Annotated in this window: 22 protein-coding genes; 9 read left to right on the top strand and 13 right to left on the bottom strand. The window is 70.1% G+C overall.

The features are described 5' to 3' along the window. Window positions 1-52 precede the first annotated feature (52 nt). The 3 genes from aztC to aztB are packed head-to-tail and all read right to left on the bottom strand — an operon-like array spanning window position 53 to window position 3,016. The gene (gene aztC / locus PQV94_RS15285) at window positions 53-967 is read right to left on the bottom strand and encodes a zinc ABC transporter substrate-binding protein AztC (RefSeq protein ID WP_274286614.1); all 915 of its coding nucleotides are present in this window, start codon (window positions 965-967) and stop codon (window positions 53-55) included. Further along, the gene (locus PQV94_RS15280) at window positions 964-2,160 is read right to left on the bottom strand and encodes an ABC transporter (protein ID WP_274286613.1); all 1,197 of its coding nucleotides are present in this window, start codon (window positions 2,158-2,160) and stop codon (window positions 964-966) included. The genes aztC and PQV94_RS15280 overlap by 4 nt, the downstream gene beginning before the upstream one ends. A gap of 10 nt (window positions 2,161-2,170) precedes the next feature. Then, complete coding sequence (gene aztB, locus PQV94_RS15275) at window positions 2,171-3,016, bottom strand: zinc ABC transporter permease AztB (RefSeq protein WP_274286612.1); 846 nt, start codon at window positions 3,014-3,016, stop codon at window positions 2,171-2,173. 55 nt (window positions 3,017-3,071) lie between these two features. On the opposite strand from aztB, the gene PQV94_RS15270 reads away from it, so the two are divergent. Continuing rightward, the gene (locus PQV94_RS15270; protein ID WP_274286611.1) at window positions 3,072-3,719 is read left to right on the top strand and encodes an ATP-binding cassette domain-containing protein; all 648 of its coding nucleotides are present in this window, start codon (window positions 3,072-3,074) and stop codon (window positions 3,717-3,719) included. Window positions 3,720-3,952: 233 nt separating this feature from the next. Here the strand turns inward: PQV94_RS15270 and PQV94_RS15265 are convergent, their stop codons facing one another. The 6 genes from PQV94_RS15265 to purS all read right to left on the bottom strand — a co-directional run bounded on the left by PQV94_RS15265 (window position 3,953) and on the right by purS (window position 8,487). Next, entirely contained in the window at window positions 3,953-4,546 is a 594-nt protein-coding gene (locus PQV94_RS15265) for a response regulator transcription factor (RefSeq protein ID WP_274288299.1), read from the bottom strand. Window positions 4,547-4,563: 17 nt separating this feature from the next. After that, complete coding sequence (locus tag PQV94_RS15260) at window positions 4,564-5,655, bottom strand: sensor histidine kinase (RefSeq protein WP_274286610.1); 1,092 nt, start codon at window positions 5,653-5,655, stop codon at window positions 4,564-4,566. Between the two features lie 9 nt (window positions 5,656-5,664). Further along, window positions 5,665-6,426 carry an ABC transporter permease gene (locus PQV94_RS15255; protein ID WP_274286609.1) on the bottom strand — a complete coding sequence of 254 codons (762 nt, stop codon included), beginning with the start codon at window positions 6,424-6,426 and terminating at the stop codon, window positions 5,665-5,667. Beyond that, window positions 6,423-7,376: an ABC transporter ATP-binding protein gene (locus PQV94_RS15250; RefSeq protein WP_274286608.1), complete on the bottom strand. Its 954-nt coding sequence runs from the start codon at window positions 7,374-7,376 to the stop codon at window positions 6,423-6,425. Before PQV94_RS15250 ends, PQV94_RS15255 begins: the two co-directional genes overlap by 4 nt. 158 nt (window positions 7,377-7,534) lie before the next feature. Beyond that, on the bottom strand, window positions 7,535-8,242 hold the full coding sequence (gene purQ / locus PQV94_RS15245) for a phosphoribosylformylglycinamidine synthase subunit PurQ (protein ID WP_274286607.1): 708 nt from the start codon (window positions 8,240-8,242) through the stop codon (window positions 7,535-7,537). Continuing rightward, complete coding sequence (purS, locus tag PQV94_RS15240; RefSeq protein ID WP_274286606.1) at window positions 8,239-8,487, bottom strand: phosphoribosylformylglycinamidine synthase subunit PurS; 249 nt, start codon at window positions 8,485-8,487, stop codon at window positions 8,239-8,241. The genes purQ and purS overlap by 4 nt, the downstream gene beginning before the upstream one ends. Window positions 8,488-8,711: 224 nt before the next feature. On the opposite strand from purS, the gene PQV94_RS15235 reads away from it, so the two are divergent. The 5 genes from PQV94_RS15235 to PQV94_RS15215 all read left to right on the top strand — a co-directional run bounded on the left by PQV94_RS15235 (window position 8,712) and on the right by PQV94_RS15215 (window position 14,540). Beyond that, the gene (locus PQV94_RS15235; RefSeq protein WP_274286605.1) at window positions 8,712-9,983 is read left to right on the top strand and encodes an ABC transporter substrate-binding protein; all 1,272 of its coding nucleotides are present in this window, start codon (window positions 8,712-8,714) and stop codon (window positions 9,981-9,983) included. Window positions 9,984-10,055: 72 nt separating this feature from the next. Then, window positions 10,056-11,111, top strand: a complete 1,056-nt coding sequence (locus PQV94_RS15230) for a carbohydrate ABC transporter permease (RefSeq protein ID WP_274286604.1) — start codon at window positions 10,056-10,058, stop codon at window positions 11,109-11,111. Next, window positions 11,108-12,019, top strand: coding sequence for a carbohydrate ABC transporter permease (locus PQV94_RS15225; protein WP_274286603.1), 912 nt, complete (start codon window positions 11,108-11,110; stop codon window positions 12,017-12,019). Before PQV94_RS15230 ends, PQV94_RS15225 begins: the two co-directional genes overlap by 4 nt. Window positions 12,020-12,047: 28 nt before the next feature. Further along, window positions 12,048-13,520: a glycoside hydrolase family 1 protein gene (locus PQV94_RS15220; protein WP_274286602.1), complete on the top strand. Its 1,473-nt coding sequence runs from the start codon at window positions 12,048-12,050 to the stop codon at window positions 13,518-13,520. Between the two features lie 6 nt (window positions 13,521-13,526). Further along, window positions 13,527-14,540: a LacI family DNA-binding transcriptional regulator gene (locus tag PQV94_RS15215; RefSeq protein ID WP_274286601.1), complete on the top strand. Its 1,014-nt coding sequence runs from the start codon at window positions 13,527-13,529 to the stop codon at window positions 14,538-14,540. A gap of 67 nt (window positions 14,541-14,607) precedes the next feature. Here the strand turns inward: PQV94_RS15215 and PQV94_RS15210 are convergent, their stop codons facing one another. The 3 genes from PQV94_RS15210 to PQV94_RS15200 all read right to left on the bottom strand — a co-directional run bounded on the left by PQV94_RS15210 (window position 14,608) and on the right by PQV94_RS15200 (window position 17,444). Continuing rightward, a complete protein-coding gene (locus PQV94_RS15210; protein WP_274286600.1) occupies window positions 14,608-15,927 on the bottom strand; it encodes a uracil-xanthine permease family protein in 1,320 nt (439 codons plus the stop codon). Between the two features lie 192 nt (window positions 15,928-16,119). Then, the gene (locus PQV94_RS15205; RefSeq protein WP_274286599.1) at window positions 16,120-17,052 is read right to left on the bottom strand and encodes a phosphoribosylaminoimidazolesuccinocarboxamide synthase; all 933 of its coding nucleotides are present in this window, start codon (window positions 17,050-17,052) and stop codon (window positions 16,120-16,122) included. A 44-nt stretch (window positions 17,053-17,096) separates the two neighbouring features. Beyond that, window positions 17,097-17,444 carry a hypothetical protein gene (locus PQV94_RS15200; protein WP_274286598.1) on the bottom strand — a complete coding sequence of 116 codons (348 nt, stop codon included), beginning with the start codon at window positions 17,442-17,444 and terminating at the stop codon, window positions 17,097-17,099. A 59-nt stretch (window positions 17,445-17,503) separates the two neighbouring features. Here PQV94_RS15200 and PQV94_RS15195 point away from each other — a divergent pair, with 59 nt between their 5' ends. The 3 genes from PQV94_RS15195 (at window position 17,504) to PQV94_RS15185 (ending at window position 20,256) form a co-directional block, all read left to right on the top strand. Further along, window positions 17,504-18,121, top strand: coding sequence for a PadR family transcriptional regulator (locus PQV94_RS15195; protein ID WP_274286597.1), 618 nt, complete (start codon window positions 17,504-17,506; stop codon window positions 18,119-18,121). Beyond that, window positions 18,118-19,593, top strand: a complete 1,476-nt coding sequence (locus PQV94_RS15190; protein ID WP_274286596.1) for an MDR family MFS transporter — start codon at window positions 18,118-18,120, stop codon at window positions 19,591-19,593. The genes PQV94_RS15195 and PQV94_RS15190 overlap by 4 nt, the downstream gene beginning before the upstream one ends. Window positions 19,594-19,761: 168 nt before the next feature. After that, the gene (locus tag PQV94_RS15185) at window positions 19,762-20,256 is read left to right on the top strand and encodes a hypothetical protein (RefSeq protein WP_274286595.1); all 495 of its coding nucleotides are present in this window, start codon (window positions 19,762-19,764) and stop codon (window positions 20,254-20,256) included. 117 nt (window positions 20,257-20,373) lie between these two features. Here PQV94_RS15185 and purD read toward each other — a convergent pair whose 3' ends face one another. Further along, window positions 20,374-21,660, bottom strand: coding sequence for a phosphoribosylamine--glycine ligase (purD, locus tag PQV94_RS15180; RefSeq protein ID WP_274286594.1), 1,287 nt, complete (start codon window positions 21,658-21,660; stop codon window positions 20,374-20,376). Window positions 21,661-21,698: the final 38 nt, after the last annotated feature.

The following is a 21,698-nucleotide window of genomic DNA, read 5'->3' as shown; positions in this document are numbered from 1 at the left end:
TCTGTGGGTTCGCGGGCGTGGCCCGCCGGCCGGTGCGGCTGTGTGGAGGGGCTCAGGAGAGCCCGGTGACGATGCGCTGCGTGTTGACGCGCATCATGGTCAGGTAGTCGGGCGCCGCGCCGTCGGCGGCGGTGAGTGACTCGGTGAACAGCTCCTCGACGCGCACGTCGACGCCGGCCTCCTCGGCCAATGCCTGCATGAGCCGGTCGGGCGAGGAGGACTCGGCGAAGATCGTGCGTACGCTCGCCTGCCGGATGGCGGAGACGAGCTCGGCGAGGTCGGCGGCGCTCGGTGCGGCGAGTGTCGTGCCGCCGGGGATCGCGGCACCCACGAGGCGCACGTCGAAGCGGTCCGCCAGGTAGCCGAAGACGTGGTGGTTGGTGACGAGTGCGCGCCTCTCGGCGGGGATGGCGGCGAAGGCCTCGCTCATCTCGGCATCCAGCACCGCAAGCTCGGTGCGATACGCGGCGGTGTCGGCGCGGAGAGTCGCCGCATCCACCCCGTCGATGCCCGCGAGCGTCGGCTCCAGCGCGTCGACGACCTGCAGCATCCGCGCCGGATCGGTCCAGAAGTGCGGGTCGTCGGCGCCGTCCGCCTCCTCGCTCGCGTATGGCAGGACGTCGACGACGTCGCCCGCGACGAACTGCGTCACACCCTCATCCGCCGCCGCTTCGAGGTGTTGCGCGAGGCCCTCTTCGAGCCCGAGACCGTTCGAGACGACGAGGTCCGCCGAGCGCAGTCGCGCCGCCTCCTGGGCCGAGATCTCGAAGGAATGCGGATCCGAGTCCGGCTTCATGAGGGTCACGACCTCGGCCTGATCGCCGACCAGCTCGGTCACGACGTCGCCCAGGATGTTGGTGGAGACCACGACGAGGGGGCGATCTTCGCCCGTCGGGGCGCAGGCGGACAGTGCGCCCGCGACCACGAGCGCGGCTGCGAACGCGGCGACGCGCTGCCCGGCGGTCATCGTCCGGTCTCCGCGACGAAGGCCGGCTCGTCGGTCGTGGTGAACGTGCGGGCGATGCGCCCCGCATCCGCGAAGTCGATCTCGAAGAGCACGCGTTCGGTGATCCCGTTGAGGTACGCACGCCGGTCGTCCGCGATGAGTGTGGGTGTCCATCCCGCCGCGAGCGAGGCGGCGACGAGCGGTTCGGTCAGGGCCAGCTCGGCGCCCGTCGCGCCGTCGATCACGCTCACCCGTCCGTCTGCCGTGAGTCCCAGCACGTGCTCGGATGCGTCGTCGACGGCCGTGACGGCCAGAAGCGGCCTCGGGGCGGCGATCGTCGCCGCGGTGCGCGCGCGGGTGTCGAGCAGGACGATCGAGCCGTCGGGGCTGAGACCCGCGGCGGTCGGGCGTCCCTCCCGGTTGGCCCAGACGCGGGGAGCCGTGACCCCGTCGGGCAGCGCGATGCGCTCGACGACGGTGCCCGCGTCGGCGGCGACGGCCAGCAGCACGCTATCCCGGCATCCGAGGATCGCGCCCACACGCGTGGTGAGCGTGCCGGCGGGGTCGGCGCAGGGGACGGGGTCGCCGTGGAGAGCGCCGTCGCGGTCGCGCACCTGGACCGCGCCTGCGCCGGTCGTGACGAGGGCGTGGTCGCCCACGGGGACGATGTAGCCCTCGTGCTCGGGCATCCGCACCCGGAACCGCTCGGCGACCTCGCCCTTCGAGAGCGCCTCGGTGTCCAGCAGCACGGCCTCTCCGTCGGCGAAGAAGATCCCGGTGTCGCCCGTCGTCGATGAATTGGTCGTCGCGATACGAGCGGTGCCGTGGCCGGGGACCTTTTCCAGCACACGCGGTTCGGCGCGGTAGTAGTGGAAGTGATCCACGTGATCCCAGGTCCACATCCCGCTGTCGACGATCTCGACGCCGTCGCCGGTGTCGGCGAAGAGGTAGCGACCGTCCGTGGCGGTCGCGAGCGGAGCATCGATGCGGCCGAGGCTCGAGGTCTCCTCGGAGAGCAGATCGAGCAGCGTCAATCGACCGTCGGTCGTCGCGGTCAGCAGGTGCAGGGGCGGCTCGCTCACCTCGGCGGCGCCGGCGACCTGCCCGTGGCCGGCGCCTGCGGTGGGCTGAGGTTCTGACTGCGGAGGGCTCGCACAGGCGGCGAACAGGAGAGCGGATGCAGTGAGGGCGGTGAAGGCGAGGGGATGACGCACGCGGAGCTTTCTAGAGCGGCGCCGGCACCGCGGCGGCGGAGCGGCGGGAGGCGAACAGGGAGCGCAGCAGCGCGGACAACGCCGCCGCGGCGATGGCGGATGCGGCGATCGACGCCCCCGCGGCGGTGCCGAGGTGCCAGGAGAGCGAGAGTCCCGCCACGACGGCGGCGATCCCGATCGCGGCGGCGAGGGTCATCGTGGCGGCGATCCCGCGCACCCACGGTCGGGCGGCCACGGCCGGGGCGAGCAGCATCCCGACCACGAGGAGCGAACCGACGGCCTGGTACGAGGCGACGACGGCGAGCGTCACGAGGCCGGTGAGCGTGGCCTCGGCCCAGCCTGGACGCACACCCAGTACCCGGGCGACGCGCGCGTCCACGGCCACCGCGACCAACGCCCGGTGCGCGACGACCGCGAGCGACAGGCCGATCCCCGTGGCGACGGCCAGTACCGCGAGGTCCTCGGCCGAGATCGCCAGCACGTCGCCGAAGAGGATCGCGGTCGCATCCGTTGCGAAGCTGCCGGAGTGTGAGATGACGATGACGCCGACGGCGAGCATCGCGACGAACAGGAGCCCGATGCTCGTGTCGTATGCGAGACGCCCACGTCGGCGCAGTGCCCCGATCCCGATCGTCATGGCCACGGCGCTCGCGGCGCCGCCGAGGAGAACGGGGGCACCTGTCACGGTGGCGAGGGCGACGCCGGGAAGCATCCCGTGCGCCAGTGCTTCGCCGAGAAAGGCCATGCCCCGGATGACGACCCAGGTGCCTACGACCGCGCACAGCACGGCCACGAGCGAACCGCCGACGAGCGCGCGCAGCAGGAACGCGTGCTCGAGCGGCAGGAGAAGGGTCACGACACCTGACCGTAGCGATAATGAGAACCGTTCTCAACTCGGTTAGTCTGGTCGGATGTTCCTCTCCGATTCGCCGTCGGCTCCCGCATCCAGCCCGCTGTGCGCGACGGGCCTGCGCGTCGACGCGGGAGGTCGGACACTGCTGCATCCGCTCGATCTGCGCCTGGAGCCGGGCGTGGTGACGGTCATCACCGGCCCGAATGGTGCGGGCAAGACCACGCTGCTGGAGGCGCTCGCCGGGGTGCGGCCCGGCCGGAGCGGCGTCGTCGACGGGGCCAGGCGGATCGCCTTCGTGCCCCAGCATTCCGCCATCGCCGAGCAGCTGCCGTTGACGGTGGCGCAGCTCGTGCGGATCGGTGCCTGGCGGCGCCGGCTCCCGCTGCCCTCACGCGCGGAGCGGGCGGATGCGGCGGAGGCGATGGCAGCGCTGGAGATCACCGATCTCGCCTCCCGACCGGTGGCGACGCTCTCCGGCGGTCAACGACAGCGTGCGCTGCTCGCTCAGGCGCTCGCCCGCCGCGCCGACGTGCTGCTGCTCGACGAGCCGACGACGGGGCTGGATGCGGACAGCAGCGCCCGCATCCTCGCCGCCGTCGAGCGGGAGCGGCAGCGCGGTGCCGTCGTCGTGTGCGTGAGTCACGACCCGGTGCTCATCGCCGCGGCCGGGTGCGTGCTCCGCCTCGAGGGCGGCCGCCTCGTGTGACCCCGCGCCCGCGCCCCTGCTGACCCGCGCCGCCGCCCCTGTTGAAGGGACTCGTCTTGCGGCGCGGAGCGTCCGGGGCGACGTTTCGAGTCCCTCGAATTAGGGGCGGGCCTGTTGAAGGGACTCGTCTTGCGACGCGGAGCGCCCGGGCCGACGTTTCGGGTCCCTTGAACAGTGCACCCGTCGCGGAGGGTGACGATCGCCCCCGAACACCGCGCGCCGGCGCGCCTGCGCTAGATCCAGCCCTTCTCGCGGGCGACCTGCGCCGCCTGCGAGCGGTTCTCGGTGCCGGTCTTGCCGATCGCCGACGAGAGGTGATTGCGCACGGTGCCCGCCGACAGGAACATCTCCGCGGCGATCTGCGCTACCGCCCGACCGTCGGCCGACAGGCGCAGCGCCTGCTGCTCGCGCTCGGTCAGCGGGCTCTGACCCTCGAACAGCGACGCCTCGGCGAGCTCGGGATCGACCACCCGGAGCCCCGCATGCACGCGGCGTACCGCATCCGCCAGGCGATCGGCCGGCGCATCCTTCACGATGAAGCCGCTGGCTCCCGCATCCAGTGCCTGGCGCAGATACCCGGGCCGGGCGAACGTCGTCACCACGAGTACGCGTGTCGCCGGACTCGCCTCGCGCACCTGGCGCGTGGCGGTGATCCCGTCCATCCCGGGCATCTGGATGTCCATGAGGCAGACGTCGGGCGTCGCCTGGCCGGCGAGGGATGCGGCCTGCGCACCGTCGGCCGCCTCGGCGACCACGACGAGGTCGCCCTCCAGCTCGAGCAGGGCGCCCATCGCACCGCGGACGAGCGCCTGGTCGTCTACGAGCATCAGTCGGATCGGTGCGTTCACCACGTCATGCTCACTCTCGTTCCGCCGCTGGGTGCCGGGACCACTTCGAGCACGGCGCCGGCCGCTGCCGCCCGCTCCTGCATGCCCCGGATCCCGTTGCCCGGCCGCTGGCGCACCCCTTCGCCGTCGTCGTCGACCGTCACGACGCCCGGTGCCACCGAGATGCGCACCGTGCGGGCGTGCGCGTGGCGCAGGATATTGGTCGTCGCCTCCCGGACGATCCACCCCGCCGGCAGGGACTGGGCGGGGGAGAGGGAAGCGGCGTCGCCGGTGACCTCCACGGCCATCCCCGCGGATTCGAGGGCCGCACGACTCGCGACCAGCTGCTCGGCAAAGGCCTGTCCGCGGATGCCGGTCACGGTGCTGCGCACGCCCGTGATCGCCTCGCTGGTCAGGCGCACGATCTCGGCGAGCTCGGCCTTCGCGCGAGCGGGATCGCGGTCGACGAGACGCTCGGCGAGCTCGGCCTTCAGTTTCACCGCCGTCAACGTGTGACCGAGCAGGTCGTGCACGTCGCGGGCGATCGCGGTGCGCTCGTCGCTGGCGGCGAGCTCCAGCCGGATCCGATCCGTGTCGACGGAGCGGCCGATGAGCCAGCTCGTCACGGTGTTGACGACGGAGATCATGATGACCACCGACAGGATCTGGATGTTGTCAGCGATCGAGCCCGTAGCGACGATCACGACGACGACGAGTCCGATGCCGGCCGCCATCGTCACCCAGTGCCAGATACGCCGGAGGCCGTAGCTCGCGTACGACATCACGAACGGCACGAAGCTCAGGGCGCCGTCGGCGATGGCGGGCACCGTCGCCGCGGCGCACGCGATCTGCACCCAGAAGAGCGTCTTCACGAGTCGGGTCGGCGCGCCCCAGGCCGATCGCATCCCCGAGACGAATCCGACCACGTAGGACACGGCGAATCCGACCAGTGCCGCCCACCCCAGCACGAGCAGGGGCGCCGGCGCGGACGACGACAGCAGGGAGAGTACCGGGAAGGCCAGGAAGACCATCCACACGATGGCCATGACCCAGCCCCAGCGCTGCCACGGATCCTGTGGCATGCGCTGGGGCACGGAGGGGGTCGTCACCGCTCGAGCCTAACGACGACGCCGCGAGCGCACGACGCCGAAGCGCACCAGCAGGGCGAACAGCGCGCCCCAGACGAGCACGTTGAGAACGACAGCCCAGAGCTGGTCGGAGCCTCCCGCCACGAGTGCGCCGCCGGTCGCCGGCCAGCGCACGAGGGCTGCGTAGCCGTACATCGGCGTCCACTTGGCGATGTCGAGCATCACGCCGCTCAGGGGCACGAAGACGTTGCCGAAGAAGCCGAAGAAGGTGATCGAGATCGAGGCGAGAGCGGCGGCCGAGTCCGAGTTGAACGCGAGCCCGACGCCCAGACCGAACAGGCCGTAGACCAGGCCGAGCACGAGAGTGATGGCGGCCGAGGCGAACCATCGCCACACGTCGTCGGCCGCGGCGCCCGTGACGTATCCGGCGATGTAGACGATGAGCACCGACAGTGCGGCGAACGACATCGCGGAGAGCACCTTCGTCAGGGCGTATCCGGCGGTCGAGAGAGGCGTGAGGGCGAGCTGTCGTCCCCACCCCTGTCCGACCTCGGATGCGGCGAGCGAGCACAGCGAGCTCATCGCCGTCGCGGTGCCGTAGGCGCCCATCGAGACCATGACGTAGAACGAGGCGTTCGCGTGACCGACGCTCTGCGAGGCGTAGTCCATGCTGGCGCCGAACAGCAGGTACATCGCGAACGGCATGGCCAGCGTGAATGCCAGCGTGTACGGGTTCCGCAGCTGGCGCAGACCCTCGATGCGATACATCGCGGGGGAGACGAGCGTGCTCATGAGGGCTCCTCGGTGAGTCGGGTGAAGGCGGATTCCAGGGTCGGGGCCGTGATCTCGAGGTCGCTCGCGCCCGCGGCGAGCAGGCGCGCGGCCAGTGCATCGGATGCGGCGGTGCGCACCGTGAGCCGGGACGCGTCCACCGACACCTCGGCGGCGGACTCGTCGCCCACCAGCTCGGCGGCGAAAGCCGTGGCGAGCGCCTCGTCGGCGAGCGTCGCCGAGACGAGGCGGCCTCCGAGGGAGGCGCGCAGGTGCGCGGTGGCGGCATCGGCGACGATGCGGCCGCGGCTCATCACGACGGTGCGCCGGGCGAACTGCTCGGCCTCCTCGAGGTAGTGGGTGGCGAAGACGATCGTGCGTCCCGCATCCGCGTCGGCGCGCATCGCCTGCCAGAACCGCCGGCGGGCCGTGACGTCCATGCCGGCGGTGGGCTCGTCGAGCACCAGCACGTCGGGGTCGGGCAGCAGTGCGAGCGCGAACTTCACGCGCTGCTTCTCGCCGCCGGAGCACTTGCCGACGCGGCGGCGAGCGATCTCGGTGAGATCGGCGCGTTCCATCACTTCGGCGACCCGGGTGCCCGCACCGTACAGGTCGGCGATGACCGAGACCGTCTCGCGCACGGTGAGATCCGACAGCAGGCCGCCGGTCTGCAGCACCGCGGCGAGCCGCCCGGCCGCCACCGCGCGGTGGGGGTGGGCGCCGAAGACGAGGGCGCTGCCCTCATCCGGCTCCGCGAGTCCCAGCAGCACGTCGATCGTCGTGGTCTTGCCCGCCCCGTTCGGGCCGAGCAGCGCCACGATCTCGCCGCGCTCGATGCGCAGGTCGATGCCGTCGACGGCGGTGAAGCGCTGGCCCGCGCGGCCGAAGCGGCGCACGATGCCGCGCAGCTGGACGGCCGGCGCATCCGGGGCGAGGGGGGTGTCGGGTATCTGCACGCGCGGTTCGCTCATGCCTTCAGCCAACCGCGCGGCGACCCCCTGCGCCGGAGGGTTCTGTCACGTCTCGGGCATGACACGTGTCATGCCCGAGAGGGCGCGACCGGTGCTCGCCCGTTCGTCGCCGCCCTCACCCCCAGCCGAACGGGGAAAGGGGAGGCAGTGCGCCCGGATCAGGCGGCGGCGGAGACCACGGCCGCGATGGCGGAGCTGAAGAAGCCGAGGCCGTCGACGCCGGAGCGCATGGCGGCGGAGGTGTCGGGCCCGAAGCCGGGCTCGACCGCGTGCTCGGGATGCGGCATGAGCCCCACGACGTTGCCGCGTTCGTTGGTGAGCCCGGCGATGTCATCGAGCGAGCCGTTCGGGTTCACGCCGATGTAGCGGAACGCCACGAGACCTTCGCCCTCGACGCGTGCGAGCGTCTCGGCGTCGGCGATGTAGCCGCCGTCGGCGTTCTTCAGCGGGATGACGATCTCCTGGCCCGTGCTGAAGTCGCTCGTCCAGGCGGTGTCGGCGTTCTCGACCCGCAGACGCTGGTCGCGACGTACGAACTGCTGGTGCGCGTTGCGGATCAGTCCGCCCGGGAGCAGGTGCGCCTCGACGAGCATCTGGAAGCCGTTGCAGATGCCGAGGATCGGCATGCCGGCGGCGGCCGCATCCTTCACCTCGGACATGATCGGCGCGAGCGCCGCGATCGCACCCGCCCGGAGGTAGTCGCCGTAGCTGAAGCCGCCCGGCAGCACGAGGGCGTCGACGCCCTGCAGGTCGTGAGCGCCGTGCCAGAGGGCGACCGGCTCGGCCCCGGCCACACGGATCGCGCGCTGCGCGTCGCGGTCGTCGAGCGAACCGGGGAAGGTGATGACCCCGATGCGTACGCTCATTCGACGACCTCGATGCCGACGACATCCTCGATGACCGCGTTGGAGAGCACATCGTCGGCGATCTCGCGCACCTTCTCGAGCAGGGCCTCATCGACGGTGCCCTCGACGGTCAGCTCGAACCGCTTTCCGATCCGGACGGAGCCGAAGTCCTCGACGCCCAGGCGGTGCAGGGCGTTCTGGACCGCCTTGCCCTGCGGGTCGAGCAGTTCGGCCTTGGGCATGACATCGACGACGATCGTGGGCATAACGGCTCCGAGGGTGCGCGGGAGATGGTCTGCTCCCAGTCTAGAGGCGGGCAGGACGCCCGCGGTGCGGATGCGTTATCCAACCGTTACCCGAACGGTGAGAGCGCTCTCTTGACCTCTCGGGAGCGCTCCCATACTGTGAGTCGCGTCCGATGAGAGCGCTCCCAGTCCTGGGGACATCGAGAGCTTTCTGGCACCGAACCGCATCCACAAAGGAGTGTCCCGTGAAATCACGCGCCCTGCGACCGCTCGGCCTCGCCGCCGGCATCGCAACCGCAGCCATCGTCCTCGCCGGTTGTTCGACCGGCGGCGGCGAGCAGTCCGACCCGAACGCGCCGGTCACGCTGACCATCGCCACCTTCAACGACTTCGGTTACACCGATGCACTCCTGCAGGAGTACATGGACGAGAACCCGAACGTGAAGATCGTCCACAACAAGGCCGCGACCTCCAACGACGCCCGCGCCAACTACTTCCAGAAGCTCGGCAAGACGGGCCTGGCCGACATCGAGGCGATCGAGGTCGACTGGCTGCCCGAGGTCATGAAGTACTCCGACATGCTCGCGCCGGTTCCCACCGACCTCACCGACCGCTGGCTGGACTGGAAGGTCAAGGCCGCGACCGACGCCGACGGCAACCTCATCGGCTACGGCACCGACATCGGCCCCGAGGCCGTCTGCTACCGCTCCGACCTGTTCCAGGCCGCCGGTCTCCCGACCGACCGCGCCGAGGTCGGCAAGCTCTTCGACGGCGACTGGGCCAACTACTTCAAGGTCGGCGACCAGTACGTGGCCGCCACCGGCAAGGCCTTCTTCGACTCCGCCGGCGGCACCTACCAGGGCATGATCAACCAGGTCGAGGCGGCGTACGAGAACCCCTCGGACGGCAAGATCACCGCCACGACCAACGCCGAGGTCAAGGACATCTACGACCAGGTCACCAAGGCGAGCGCGACGCAGTCGGCGCACTTCAGCCAGTGGTCGGACGACTGGTTCGCCGGTCTCAGCAACGGCGACTTCGCCACGATGCTCTGCCCCGGCTGGATGCTCGGTGTCATCTCCGGCAACGCGAAGGACGTCACCGGCTGGGACGTCGCACCGATGTTCCCCAACGGCGGCGGCAACTGGGGCGGCTCGTACCTGACGATCCCCGCCAACGGCAAGAACGTCGCGGCCGCCCAGAAGCTGGCCGACTGGCTGACCGACGCCAAGACCCAGGTCAAGGCCTTCGAGAACGCCGGCACCTTCCCGAGCCAGAACGACGCGCTCAGCGACGCCACGCTGCTGGACTCGACCAACGAGTACTTCAACAACGCTCCGGTCGGCCAGATCTTCTCCGAGCGGGCCAAGGCCGTGACGGTCACCCCCTTCAAGGGCGAGTTCTACTTCCAGGTCAACGACGCGATGCAGAAGGCGCTCACGCGCGTCGAGGACGGCACGCAGGACGCGAAGGCTTCGTGGGACCAGTGGGTCTCTGAGGTCGAGGCCATCAAGTAATCCCGCAGTGAGACGGGCCCGCAGGGCCGACCCTGCGGGCCCGTCTCACCCTCAACGAAACGAAGGAACGACGTGAGCGCCTCGTCCACGACGGCCAGATCCCCCAAGCGCATCGGCTTCGGTGGCAAGAGCCTCAGCTCCTGGGACCTCAAGCTGTCCCCCTATCTGTACATCTCCCCCTTCTTCATCCTGTTCCTGATCGTCGGGCTCTTCCCGATCGCCTACACGGCGTACATCTCTTTCCAGGACTGGGATCTCGTGCGCGGCACGGGCACCTTCGTCGGCTTCGACCAGTACGCGACGGTCATCAACGACCCGAAGTTCTGGACGGCCCTTCGCAACTCCTTCTCGATCTTTCTGCTTTCCACCGTCCCGCAGCTGATCCTGGCGGTGTTCATCGCGGTGCTGCTGGATCAGAACATCCGCGCCAAGACGTTCTGGCGCATGGGCGTGCTGCTGCCCTACGTCATGGCCCCCGTCGCCGTGGCGCTCATCTTCTCCAACATGTTCGGCGACCAGTACGGTCTCGTGAACTCGATCCTCACCGACCTCGGCATCCCCGCCATCAAGTGGCACTCGGATGCGTTCGCCAGCCACATCGCCATCGCGACGATGGTCAACTTCCGCTGGACGGGCTACAACACCCTCATCCTGCTCGCGGCCATGCAGGCCATCCCGCGCGACTTCTACGAGGCGGCGACGGTCGATGGCGCCGGCAAGGTCCGCCAGTTCTTCTCCATCACGCTGCCGAGTCTGAAGCCCACCCTGATCTTCGTCATCATCACCTCGACGATCGGCGGCCTGCAGATCTTCGACGAGCCGCGCATGTACGACCAGACCGGAACCGGCGGCGCCGACAACCAGTGGCTCACCATCACGCTGTGGCTCTACGACCTCGGATGGGGCCAGTGGAACTTCGGCCGCGCCGCAGCGCTGGCCTGGATCCTCTTCCTGATCATCCTCGCCATCGGCGCGATCAACCTCTTCGTCACCCGCGGGCTCGTGCGTGACGAAGGCAAGAAGTCCGACATGAGCCGGGCCCAGATGCGCGCCGCCCGACGCGCCGCCAAGGAGGCGGTCGAAGCCTCCCGTGCCACCGCGTCCCAGAAGACGGAGGTCCTCCGATGACCACTCTGCAGAACCCGCCCGTCGCGGCGGAGGAAGCGCTGTTGGAACCCGGCCGCAAGCCGGTGCGCCGGCGGCGCCCGGTGCGAGGCTCGCGTCCTGGCTGGTTCGTGTACGCTGCCCTCGGCGTCGTGCTGCTGAGCGCCGCGTTCCCTTTCTACTGGTCGCTGCTCATCGGCTCCGGCGACTCGTACACGATCCGCGACCCCAACATGTCGTGGATCCCCGGCGGCAACTTCATCGCGAACGCCGCCAAGGTCATCAACGACCCGGCCGTGAACTTCTGGCCTGCGCTGTGGAACTCGATCTTCAGCTCGGCTCTCATCGCCGCATCCGTCGTGTTCTTCTCGACGCTCGCCGGATGGGCCTTCGCCAAGCTGAAGTTCCGCGGCTCGAGCTGGCTGCTGGTGTTCGTGATCGCCACGATGGCCGTGCCGACGCAGCTCGGCGTCGTGCCGCTGTATCTCCTGTTCAGCGAGATCGGATGGACGGGCCAGATCGGCGCGATCATCATCCCGGCCCTGGTGAGCGCCTTCGGGGTGTTCTGGATGACGCAGTACATCCGCCAGGCCGTGCCGGACGAGCTGATCGAGGCGGCCCGTGTCGACGGGGCGAGCTCGTTCCGCACCTTCCTCACGGTGGGAGTCCCCGCCGCGCGTCCCGCGGCCGCGATGCTGGCACTGTTCACGTTCGTGACAGCCTGGAACAACTTCTTCTGGCCGTTCATCGTGCTCGACCGGCAGAACCCGACGCTCCCCGTCGCGCTGTCGCTGCTGCAGTCCAACTACTTCGTCGACTACTCCATCGTCCTCGCGGGCGTGCTGCTGTCGACGATCCCGCTCCTGATCCTCTTCGTCTTCGCCGGCAAGCAGCTGGTGAGCGGAATCATGCAAGGCGCCGTCAAGGGCTGAGGCCCGGCGCGAGAAAGGTACATCGACAATGAGCGACGCTCTGCGCGCGTTCCCGCGGAACTTCCTGTTCGGAGCGGCCACCGCAGCCTTCCAGATCGAGGGCGCTGCCTTCGAAGACGGACGGACGGCATCCATCTGGGACGCGTTCTGCCGTGAGCCCGGTGCCGTCATCAACGGCGATAACGGTGATGTCGCGTGCGACCACTATCACCGCTACGGCGATGACGTCGCGCTCATGAAGGGGCTGGGGCTGGACACGTACCGGTTCTCGGTCTCGTGGTCGCGGGTTCGCCCGGACGCCGGTCCTCTCAACCAGAAGGGCCTCGACTTCTACAAGCGTCTGGTCGACGAGCTGCGCGAGGCCGACATCCTGCCGTGGCTCACGCTCTACCACTGGGACATGCCGCAGGCGCTGCAGGAACGCGGCGGCTGGGCGGTGCGGGAGTCGAGCGACCTGTTCACGGAGTACGCGCTGGATGTGTACGACGCGCTGGGCGACCGGGTCGACATCTGGACCACGCTGAACGAGCCGTGGTGCTCGTCGTTCCTGAGCTACACCGCCGGCATCCACGCTCCCGGTCACTACTCCATCGCCGAGGGGATGCTGGCCTCGCACCACCTCCTGCTCGGTCATGGCCAGGTGGTGCAGGAGCTCCGCGGACGCGACGCGGGCAAGAACCTCGGGATCACGCTCAACCTCACCGTTCCCGACCCCGTGGACCCGCAGAACGAGGGCGACCGGGATGCGGCGCGGCGCATCGACGGCCAGTTCAATCGCTGGTTCCTCGACCCGATCTTCCGCGGTTCGTACCCGCAGGACGTGATCGACGACATCCGCGTGGTCGACCCCGCGGCCGTCGAGACGTGGCAGGCCGCCATCCGTCCGGGCGACCTCGAGCTCATCGCGCAGCCCATCGACAGCCTGGGCGTGAACTACTACCACGGCGAGTTCGTGGGCGCTCAGCCCGACCCGAACCCGCCGCTGCCCGGCGAGGCTCCCACCGATCGTCCCGGCCGCTCGCCGTTCCCGGCGGCGGAGGGGATCCACTGGCACGATCGCGGCCTGCCGCGCACCTCGATGAACTGGGAGGTGCAGCCGGAGGGTCTGACCAGGCTCCTGCGCCGCGTCTCGGACGAGTACGCCGCTTCCGCGGGCACCGTGCTCTACGTCACCGAGAACGGCGCGGCCTACGATGACCAGCTCGTCGTCGAGGACGGCGTCGCCCGGGTGAAGGATGTCGAGCGCACCGAGTTCCTGCGCGCGCACCTGTCGGCCGTGCTGGACGCTGCCGATGCGGGCGTCGACGTGCGCGGGTACTTCTACTGGTCGCTGCTGGACAACTTCGAGTGGGCCTGGGGCTACGAGAAGCGGTTCGGAATCGTCCATGTCGACTACGACACCCAGGTGCGTACGTTGAAGGACAGCGCTCTGGAGTATCGTCGGGTCATCGCCGCCCGTGCGATCGATAACGCGCCCGAGGGCGCCGTCCTGCAGAGGTAGAGAACCGTGACCAGCGACCCTCGTCGTGCCACCGCCACCATCGAGGACGTCGCGGCGATGGCCGGGGTCTCCCGGTCTACGGTCTCCCGAGTCGTCAACGGCGCCACCGCAGTGAGTCCCGCTGCGGTGGCCGCCGTCGAACTCGCCATCAGCGAGCTGAACTACGTGCCCAATCGGGCCGCGCGCTCGCTCGCGAGCCGGGCGACGATGGCGATCGCGCTGATCGTGCCGGAAGACACGAACAGGTTCTTCGGCGACCCGTTCTTCGCGTCGATCGTGTCGGGCATCAACGCGCGGCTCAGCAGATCCGACTACGTGCTGAACCTCATCATCGCGAGCAACGATCCGCGCGACAAGACGGCCGCGTATCTGCGCAGCGGCGCCGTGGACGGCGCGATCGTCGTCTCGCACCACACGACCGACACGTTCGTCGACCGGATCGCCGCCGCGGTCCCCGTCGTCTACGGCGGCCGGCCCGCTCACGGACGAGACGGCGCCTACTTCGTCGACATCGACAACGTGGAGGGGGGTCGTACGGCGACCCGGCACCTCGTCGAGGCGGGGCGCACGCGCATCGGCACGATCTCCGGTCCGATCGACATGCCCGCCGGCATCGACCGACTCACCGGCTACCGCGAGGTGCTGCAGGATGCGGGACTTCAGGTCGGCCCGATCGAGGACGGCGGATTCAGCTCGGCCGGCGGCTACACCGCGATGCAGCGCATCCTCGCCTCCGGCGCCGAGATCGACGCCCTGTTCATCGCGAGCGATCTCATGGCGCGCGGCGCGCTGGCGGCGCTCGAGCGCACCGGCCTGAGTGTGCCCGACGACATCGCGATCGTCGGGTTCGACGACTCGCCGGTCGCCACCGCGGTGACCCCCGCGCTCACGACCGTGCGCCAGCCCTCGCAGCTGCAGGGCGAGCAGATGGTCGATGTGCTGCTGGCGCTGCTCGCAGGCCAGGAGCCCCCGCACGCCACGATCCTGTCGTCCGAGCTCATCCGGCGCGAGTCGGCCTGAGCCCCCGCATCCGGGGCGACCGGATGCGGCGCGCCGCGAGCGGGATGCCGCCCGCGGCGCCCGCGTGTCACTCCGGGTCGCCGCCCAGCGGGCCGACCGCGGGGATGGGGCCGCCGTCGTCGGCCCCCGTCTTGCGCCATCGGGCGATGGCGTTGCCGAGGTGGTAGATCAGCAGTGCCGCGGCGGTGGCCACCACGATGGCGCCGAGCTGGAAGTCGCCCCACGACATCGAGAAGCCGGCGATCGCCATGACGAGGGCGACAGCGGCGGTGTACTGGTTCACCGGGCGGGAGAAGTCCACTCGGTTGTCGACCCAGATCTTGATGCCGATGATGCCGATCAGACCGTACAGCGCGGTCGTCACACCGCCCAGCACGCCTGCAGGCACGGAGTTGATGACGGCGCCGATCTTGGGCGACAGGCTGAGGAGGATCGCCACCACGCCCGCGACCCAGTACGCGGCCGTCGAGTACACGCGGGTCGCGGCCATCACCCCGATGTTCTCGCCGTAGGTCGTGGTTCCCGAACCCCCGAAGAACCCGGCGACGGTGGTGGCGGCGCCGTCGGCGATGAGGGCGCGCCCGGTGGAGCGGTTGACGGACGCATCCGTCATCGTGGCGACACCGCGCACGTGGCCGACGTTCTCCGCCACCAGCACGAGCACGACGGGCAGGAACATCGCGATCGCGCTCCACGTGCCCGGGCTGCCGAAGTCGGCGATGTGGAAGGTGGGCAGGCCGACCCAGGCCGCATCCGCGACGCTGCTGAAGTCGAGCTCGCCCGAGATCGCGGCGGCGATGTAGCCGACGACGACGCCGAGGAAGATCGAGATCCGGCCGAGGAAGCCGCGGAAGAGCACGCTGAAGAGGATGACGGCGGCCAGCGTGATCGAGGCGATCACGGGCGCCTGCTGGAAGTTGTTCCACGCGGCGGGGGCCAGGTTGAAGCCGATCAGAGCGACGATGGCGCCGGCCACGACCGGGGGCATGAGCTTGTCGACCCAGCCGAGGCCCGCCAACTGCACGACGACGCCGATGATGGCCAGCAGCACACCCACGGCGACGATGCCCGCGAGGGCGGAACCCATGCCGGCGGATGCGGTCGCCGCCGTCACGGGCGCGATGAAGGCGAACGAGGAGCCCAGGTAGCTCGGGAGCTTGTTCTTCGTGACCACGAGGAACAGCAGCGTTCCGACGCCGGAGAACAGCAGGGTCGTGGCGACCGGGAAGCCGGTCAGGATCGGCACGAGGAAGGTGGCGCCGAACATGGCGATGACGTGCTGGGCGCCGATCGCGATCGTCGCGGGCCAGTTCAGGCGTTCGTCGGGTGCGACGACCTCGCCCGGAGCGACGGTGCGGCCGTTTCCGTGGATCTTCCACAGGGGCATGGGGTGGTCCTTTCCGGGCGGACGGCCCGTTCGCGTGGGTGTTTCATCCCGCGAGACTGCATCTCCCGCACGAGATCACGGGTATTCCCCGTGATCTCGTGGCAAAAGTGCAGTCTCGCGGAAAGTCTGGCGCGCGCGGGGGCGCGGCGGTAGTGGCCGCCGGCCCGTACGACGACGCGGATGAGGGGAGGGTCAGACAGCGGTGAGTCGGCGCAGCAGTTCGGCGTAGCGCGCGGAGGTCTGCGCCGCGATCTCGTCGGGGAGCCGCGGCGGCTCGCCCTCGCGGGGGACCCAGGCCGCGGCGAGCCAGTTGCGCACGATCTGCTTGTCGAAGCTCGCCATCCGCTCGGCGGGCGTCGTGCCGGTGCGCCACGCATCCGCATCCCAGTACCGGGACGAGTCGGGGGTCAGCACCTCGTCCGCGAGGGTGAGCACGCCCTGCTGGTCGAGCCCGAACTCGAACTTCGTGTCGGCGAGGATGAGGCCGCGCTCCTCGGCGGTGGCGGCGGCGCGTGCATAGATCTCCAGCGAGAGCTCGCGCAAGCGCTCGGCCATCTCGCTCCCCACGATCTCTGCGGTGCGCTCGAACGAGATGTTCTCGTCGTGCTCGCCCATCGGCGCCTTGTAGGCGGGGGTGAAGATCGGCTCCGGGAGGCGGTCGCCGTCGGCGAGTCCCGGGGCGATCGGGATGCCGCAGACCGTTCCCGTGCTCTGGTACTCGAGCCAACCGGAGCCGGTGAGATAGCCGCGCACCACGCACTCGATGGGCTGCATCTCGAGTGCGCGCACGACCATGGCCCGGCCGGCGACCGCATCCGGGATGAGCTCGTGCGCGGTGTCGTCGGCGCCGAGAACGTGGTCTGCGACGAGGTGGTTCGGGATGCGGCGGCCGCCGTCTCCGCCCGCGAGGCGGTCGAACCACCAGAGGCTCAGGGTCGTCAGCAGCACGCCCTTGTCGGGGATGCCGGGCTCGAGCACGTGGTCGAAGGAGCTCACGCGGTCGCTCGCGACGACGAGCATGCGCTCGCCGGAAGCGCCTTCGGGCGTGTCGTCGGGAACGTAGAGGTCGCGGACCTTTCCGGAGTAGACGTGCCGCCAGCCGTCGAGGAGCGCAGGGTCGTTCACTCGCCCATTATCCCGTGCGGGCGTCGGTGCGCCCGTCGCATCCGTCAGGGGGTGATCTCGTCGAGGAACGCGCGCGCGTCGTGGATGATCCCGGCCCACGCCTCGGCCTGATCGGTGCCGACCTCGACCCACTCGCGCAGCGGGCGCCCCTTCATGATCATGCGCCGGGCGGTGCCCGCCTGGACGAGGTCATCGATGCGCGCCGTGGGCAGTTTGGCCATGAGAGTGCCGTCGAAGCCGAGGAAGGCGAAGACCTTGCCCCGGATGCGGACGCCCTCCGAGCCGAACATCCTGCCCACATCCACGTCGGGCATCTTCAGCAGCGGCTCGACGATCGGATCGAAGATCTCGTGGCCGCGTCGGCGGGCGGCCTCGCGCTCGGCATCCGGCATGCCGGAAGGGTACGCCGCGGGTGTATAGTCCATGTGGACTAATCGATATGGAGTACCCAATGACGGCTCGGATCACCCCGTTGGGGATCATGGTGCTCGCGCTGCTGCGCGAAGACCCCATGCATCCCTACGAGATGCTGCGGCTCATGAGACTGCGTCACGACGACCGCATCCTGAATGTCACCGGCGGCACGGTCTACCACACCGTCGCCCGGCTGGAGAAGGCCGGACTCGTCGCGGAGGCGGGCACCGAGCGCGAGGGCAATCGTCCCGAACGCACGACGTACGCGCTGACGGATGCCGGCATGGCCGCCCTCCACGATGGAGTGCGCGCCGAGCTCGTGCGCATCGACCGGCCGGTCGAGTTCCGTGTCGCTCTCGCCGAGGCGCACAACCTCGACCGTGACGACGTCGCAGCGCTGCTGGCCGTGCGCCGCGACGCGCTGACGGAGCAGATCGCCGACCTCACCGCAGGGCTCGCCAAGGCCCGCCCGGCAGGTGTGGCCGAGCAGCACCTCGTCGAGGTCGACCGCTCCCTCTTCCTCGCCCAGGCCGACCTGGCCTGGCTCGACGCTTTCCTCGGGCGCCTCGGCGACCCGAGCTTCGCCTGGGGTCCGGATGCGCACGATCGCACCAGCGACCGGTACCTCACTCAGAGAAAGGCTGCTCGCGAATGAGCGCTCCCACCACCGCTACCACCAACACGCCCACACGCAGCCCGTGGCCGGCCCTCTGGGCCCTCGTCATCGGGTTCTTCATGATCCTCGTCGACACCACGATCGTCTCGGTCGCCAACCCTGCCATCAAGGCCGCGCTGGATCCGAACACGAACAACCTCGACAACGTCGTGTGGGTGACCAGCGCCTACCTGCTCGCCTACGCCGTGCCGCTGCTGATCACCGGGCGTCTCGGTGACCGGTTCGGTCCCAAGAACATCTACCTCATCGGCCTCGCGCTGTTCACGCTCGCGTCGCTCGGATGCGGGCTCTCGTCCAGTCTCGGCATGCTCGTCGCCATGCGTGCCGTGCAGGGGATCGGTGCCGCGCTCGTCACGCCGCAGACGATGGCGGTGATCACGCGCACCTTCCCGCCCTCGCAGCGCGGCGCTGCCATGGGCCTGTGGGGTGCGACCGCCGGGGTCGCGATGCTCGTCGGCCCCCTCGCCGGCGGGCTTCTCGTGGACGGCCTCGGATGGGAGTGGATCTTCTTCATCAACGTGCCCGTCGGCATCATCGGGCTGGTTCTCGCGTGGATCCTGGTGCCGCAGCTGGAGACCCACAAGCACCGCTTCGACATGGTCGGCGTGTTCCTGTCCGCTGTGGCGCTGTTCCTCATCGTGTTCGGCCTGCAGGAGGGCGAGCACTTCGACTGGGCACCGTGGGTGTGGCTCATGATCGCGGTCGGCGTCGTCGTGCTCGCGGTCTTCATCTGGACGCAGGCGCGCACGCGCAGCGAGCCGCTCGTGCCGCTCGATCTGTTCCGCGACCGCAACTTCTCGGCGGCGAACGCGGGCATCGCGGCGGTGGGCTTCGCGGTGACGGCCATGTCGGTTCCGTTCATGTTCGCGCTGCAGCTGGCACGTGGGCTCACGCCCACCGAGGCCGCGTTGCTGATGATCCCCATGGCCGTGCTCTCCGGCGTGCTCGCGCCGTTGGCCGGGCGTCTGCTCGATCGGGTGGACCCCCGCGTGATCCTCGTGCCGGGGCTCGTCCTGGTCGGCGGCTCGCTCGTGTTCAACTCGGTCCTCATCGGCGATCCCACGACGCCGATCTGGGTCTTCCTGATCCCCTCGGCGCTGCAGGGAATCGGCAACGCGGGGATGTGGGGTCCGCTGGCGACGACCGCCACGCGCGGGCTTCCGCCGCGCCAGGCGGGTGCGGGCGCCGGCATCTACAACACGACGCGCGTCGTCGGCTCGGTCATCGGATCGGCGGCGATCGCGGCGGTCATGCAGGCCCGGCTCGAGGCGAATCTTCCCGGGGCGGCGGATGCCGCATCCGGCTTCGGCACCGGCACCCTTCCGGAGCCCGTGGTCGCCGGGTTCTCCACCGCCATGGCGCAAGCCACGCTGCTGCCCGCGGGCATCATCGTCGTGGGGCTCGTCGCCGTGCTGTTCATGCGGCGTCCCAAGGAGCTCGTGCGCCGCTGAGCGGGCGGGCCCGAACTCCTGCAGAACCGGCCGTCCACGGGTCTCCAGGCCCCGGTGCGGCGGTTCTGCAGGAGTTCGGAGCCGGATGAGGGCGCCCACCGTAGGCGGAGAACGGCCCCGGATCAACGGGTTGTGCACCCGCGGTGGGCGCTTTCTACCGTGGAGGGCATGAGCAGCCGCATCCGTCCCCTCCTTCTCGGCGGTGTCGTCCTCGCCGCTCTCGGTATCGCCGGGTGCACGGCAGGCGCCGTCGACGACGAACCGACCGTGTCCCTCACGCCGCCCGCGCCGTCCGGTGAGCAGACGACCACGCCGCCCTCGGCACCGCTGGAGCCCGAGGCGGACGATCCCGGGCAGGTGGCGCTCACGAGGTTCGACCCGGACGGCGACGCCGCCGCCAACGCGTCGATCACCGGGCCCGCGGTCGTCTCGCCCGGCCAGATGCTCCGCATCGACGCGTGGTGCACGGGCGGCGCCATCAGCTACGAGGTGATGACCTCCGCCGTCGACCAGGAGCGCCGTGCGATCGCATCCGGCTCGTTCGCGTGCGAAGACGCCCTGCAGACGCAGGATCATCAGCAGGTCGATGCGGAAGGCCCCGTGCAGATCATGGTCACCACCGGCGGAACCAGCGCCGGATGGGTGCAGGCGCGCGTGCAGTGAGCCTGGGTGCGGGCGCCTGAACTCCGGCAGATCCGGCCTGAACCGGCTCCACACGCCGGTCCGGGGTGATTGTGCAGGAGTTCGGGCTGCGCCAGGCGGATGCGCCGGCTCCCGAACTCAGCCGGCGACGCGTGCCGCGATGTCGGTGCGGTACTGCCCGCCCGCCAGCTCGATGCGCGCGAGCGCGCGATAGGCGTGGTCGCGGGCGGTGGCGAAGTCATCGGCCACGGCCACCACGTTCAGCACGCGCCCGCCCGTCGCGACGAGTTCGCCGCCGTGGTCCCGGGTGGCGGCGTGGGCGATGTGCACGCCATCGACGGATGCGGCCGCATCCAGCCCGGCGAGGGTGCGGCCCGTGACGGGCGCCGCGGGGTATCCCTCGCTCGCAAGTACGACCGTCACCGCAGCCGCGTCGGAGAACTCCGGACGCGGCTCGTCCTCGAGCGTGCCGGATGCCGCCGACAGCAGCAGCTGCGAGAGCGGCGTGATCAGGCGCGGCAGTACGACCTGCGTCTCCGGGTCGCCGAACCGCGCGTTGAACTCGATGACCTTGACGCCGGTGTCGGTGAGGATGAGTCCGGCGTAGAGCAGGCCGATGAAGGGGGTGCCCTCGCGGTCGAGCTCGCGGATGATGGGAAGGGCGACGGTCTCGGTCACGAGATCGACGAACGAGCGCTCGTCGCCGAAGCTCTCGGCGAGCCAGGGGAGCGGCGAGTATGCGCCCATGCCGCCCGTGTTGGGGCCGCTGTCGCCGTCGCCCAACCGCTTGAAGTCCTGCGCCGGGCTGAGCGGGCGCACGGTGTCGCCGTCGCTGAGGAAGAAAAGGGAGACCTCGGGGCCTGCGAGGAACTCCTCCACGAGCACGGCGCCGGTCGGGAGGAACTCGGCCGCGTGCGCGAGCGCCGCATCGCGGTCCTCGGTGACGATGACGCCCTTGCCGGCGGCGAGCCCGTCGGCCTTGACGACGTGCGGGGCCCCGAGGTCGTCGAGCGCCGCCCGCACCTCTTCGATGGTCTGAGCGCGCACCGCGCGACCGGTGGGAACCCCCGCCGCATCCATGATCCGCTTCGCGAAGGTCTTGGAGCCCTCGAGCTGCGCCGCGGCACGGCCGGGACCGAAGACCGGGATGCCGCGCTCGCGCAGCGCGTCGGCGACGCCGGCGACGAGGGGCGCCTCGGGGCCGATCACGACGAGATCGATCGCGTGAGCGTTGGCGTACTCGGTCACGGCGGTCGGATCCTCGGGGTTCAGTACGGAGCCGTCGGGGACGCGTGCGATCGCGGCGTCGCGCGAGATTCCCGCGTTGCCCGGCGCCGCGAGGATCTCGTGGTGCGTCGGTTCGGAGGCGAGCGCGAGGATGATGGCGTGCTCGCGCGCGCCGGAGCCGAGAACGAGGATCTTCACGCGCCCCACCCTACCGAGAGCCGCTTTCGAGCGTCGGG

This window comes from Microbacterium sp. Clip185 (assembly GCF_028743715.1).
Taxonomy (GTDB): domain Bacteria; phylum Actinomycetota; class Actinomycetes; order Actinomycetales; family Microbacteriaceae; genus Microbacterium.
Note: the sequence above shows the minus strand (reverse complement) of the source record. Positions and strands in the feature narration are given on the sequence as shown.

Coding starts and splice junctions, on each gene's coding strand:
- PQV94_RS15250 (WP_274286608.1), bottom strand. CDS start 7,376: ATGAGCGAACCGCGCGTGCAGATACCCGACACCCCCCTCGCCCCGGAT.
- aztC (WP_274286614.1), bottom strand. CDS start 967: ATGACCGCCGGGCAGCGCGTCGCCGCGTTCGCAGCCGCGCTCGTGGTC.
- PQV94_RS15270 (WP_274286611.1), top strand. CDS start 3,072: ATGTTCCTCTCCGATTCGCCGTCGGCTCCCGCATCCAGCCCGCTGTGC.
- PQV94_RS15195 (WP_274286597.1), top strand. CDS start 17,504: ATGACGGCTCGGATCACCCCGTTGGGGATCATGGTGCTCGCGCTGCTG.
- PQV94_RS15255 (WP_274286609.1), bottom strand. CDS start 6,426: ATGAGCACGCTCGTCTCCCCCGCGATGTATCGCATCGAGGGTCTGCGC.
- PQV94_RS15265 (WP_274288299.1), bottom strand. CDS start 4,546: ATGCTCGTAGACGACCAGGCGCTCGTCCGCGGTGCGATGGGCGCCCTG.
- PQV94_RS15225 (WP_274286603.1), top strand. CDS start 11,108: ATGACCACTCTGCAGAACCCGCCCGTCGCGGCGGAGGAAGCGCTGTTG.
- PQV94_RS15190 (WP_274286596.1), top strand. CDS start 18,118: ATGAGCGCTCCCACCACCGCTACCACCAACACGCCCACACGCAGCCCG.
- purQ (WP_274286607.1), bottom strand. CDS start 8,242: ATGAGCGTACGCATCGGGGTCATCACCTTCCCCGGTTCGCTCGACGAC.
- PQV94_RS15185 (WP_274286595.1), top strand. CDS start 19,762: ATGAGCAGCCGCATCCGTCCCCTCCTTCTCGGCGGTGTCGTCCTCGCC.
- PQV94_RS15210 (WP_274286600.1), bottom strand. CDS start 15,927: ATGCCCCTGTGGAAGATCCACGGAAACGGCCGCACCGTCGCTCCGGGC.
- purS (WP_274286606.1), bottom strand. CDS start 8,487: ATGCCCACGATCGTCGTCGATGTCATGCCCAAGGCCGAACTGCTCGAC.
- PQV94_RS15200 (WP_274286598.1), bottom strand. CDS start 17,444: ATGCCGGATGCCGAGCGCGAGGCCGCCCGCCGACGCGGCCACGAGATC.
- PQV94_RS15220 (WP_274286602.1), top strand. CDS start 12,048: ATGAGCGACGCTCTGCGCGCGTTCCCGCGGAACTTCCTGTTCGGAGCG.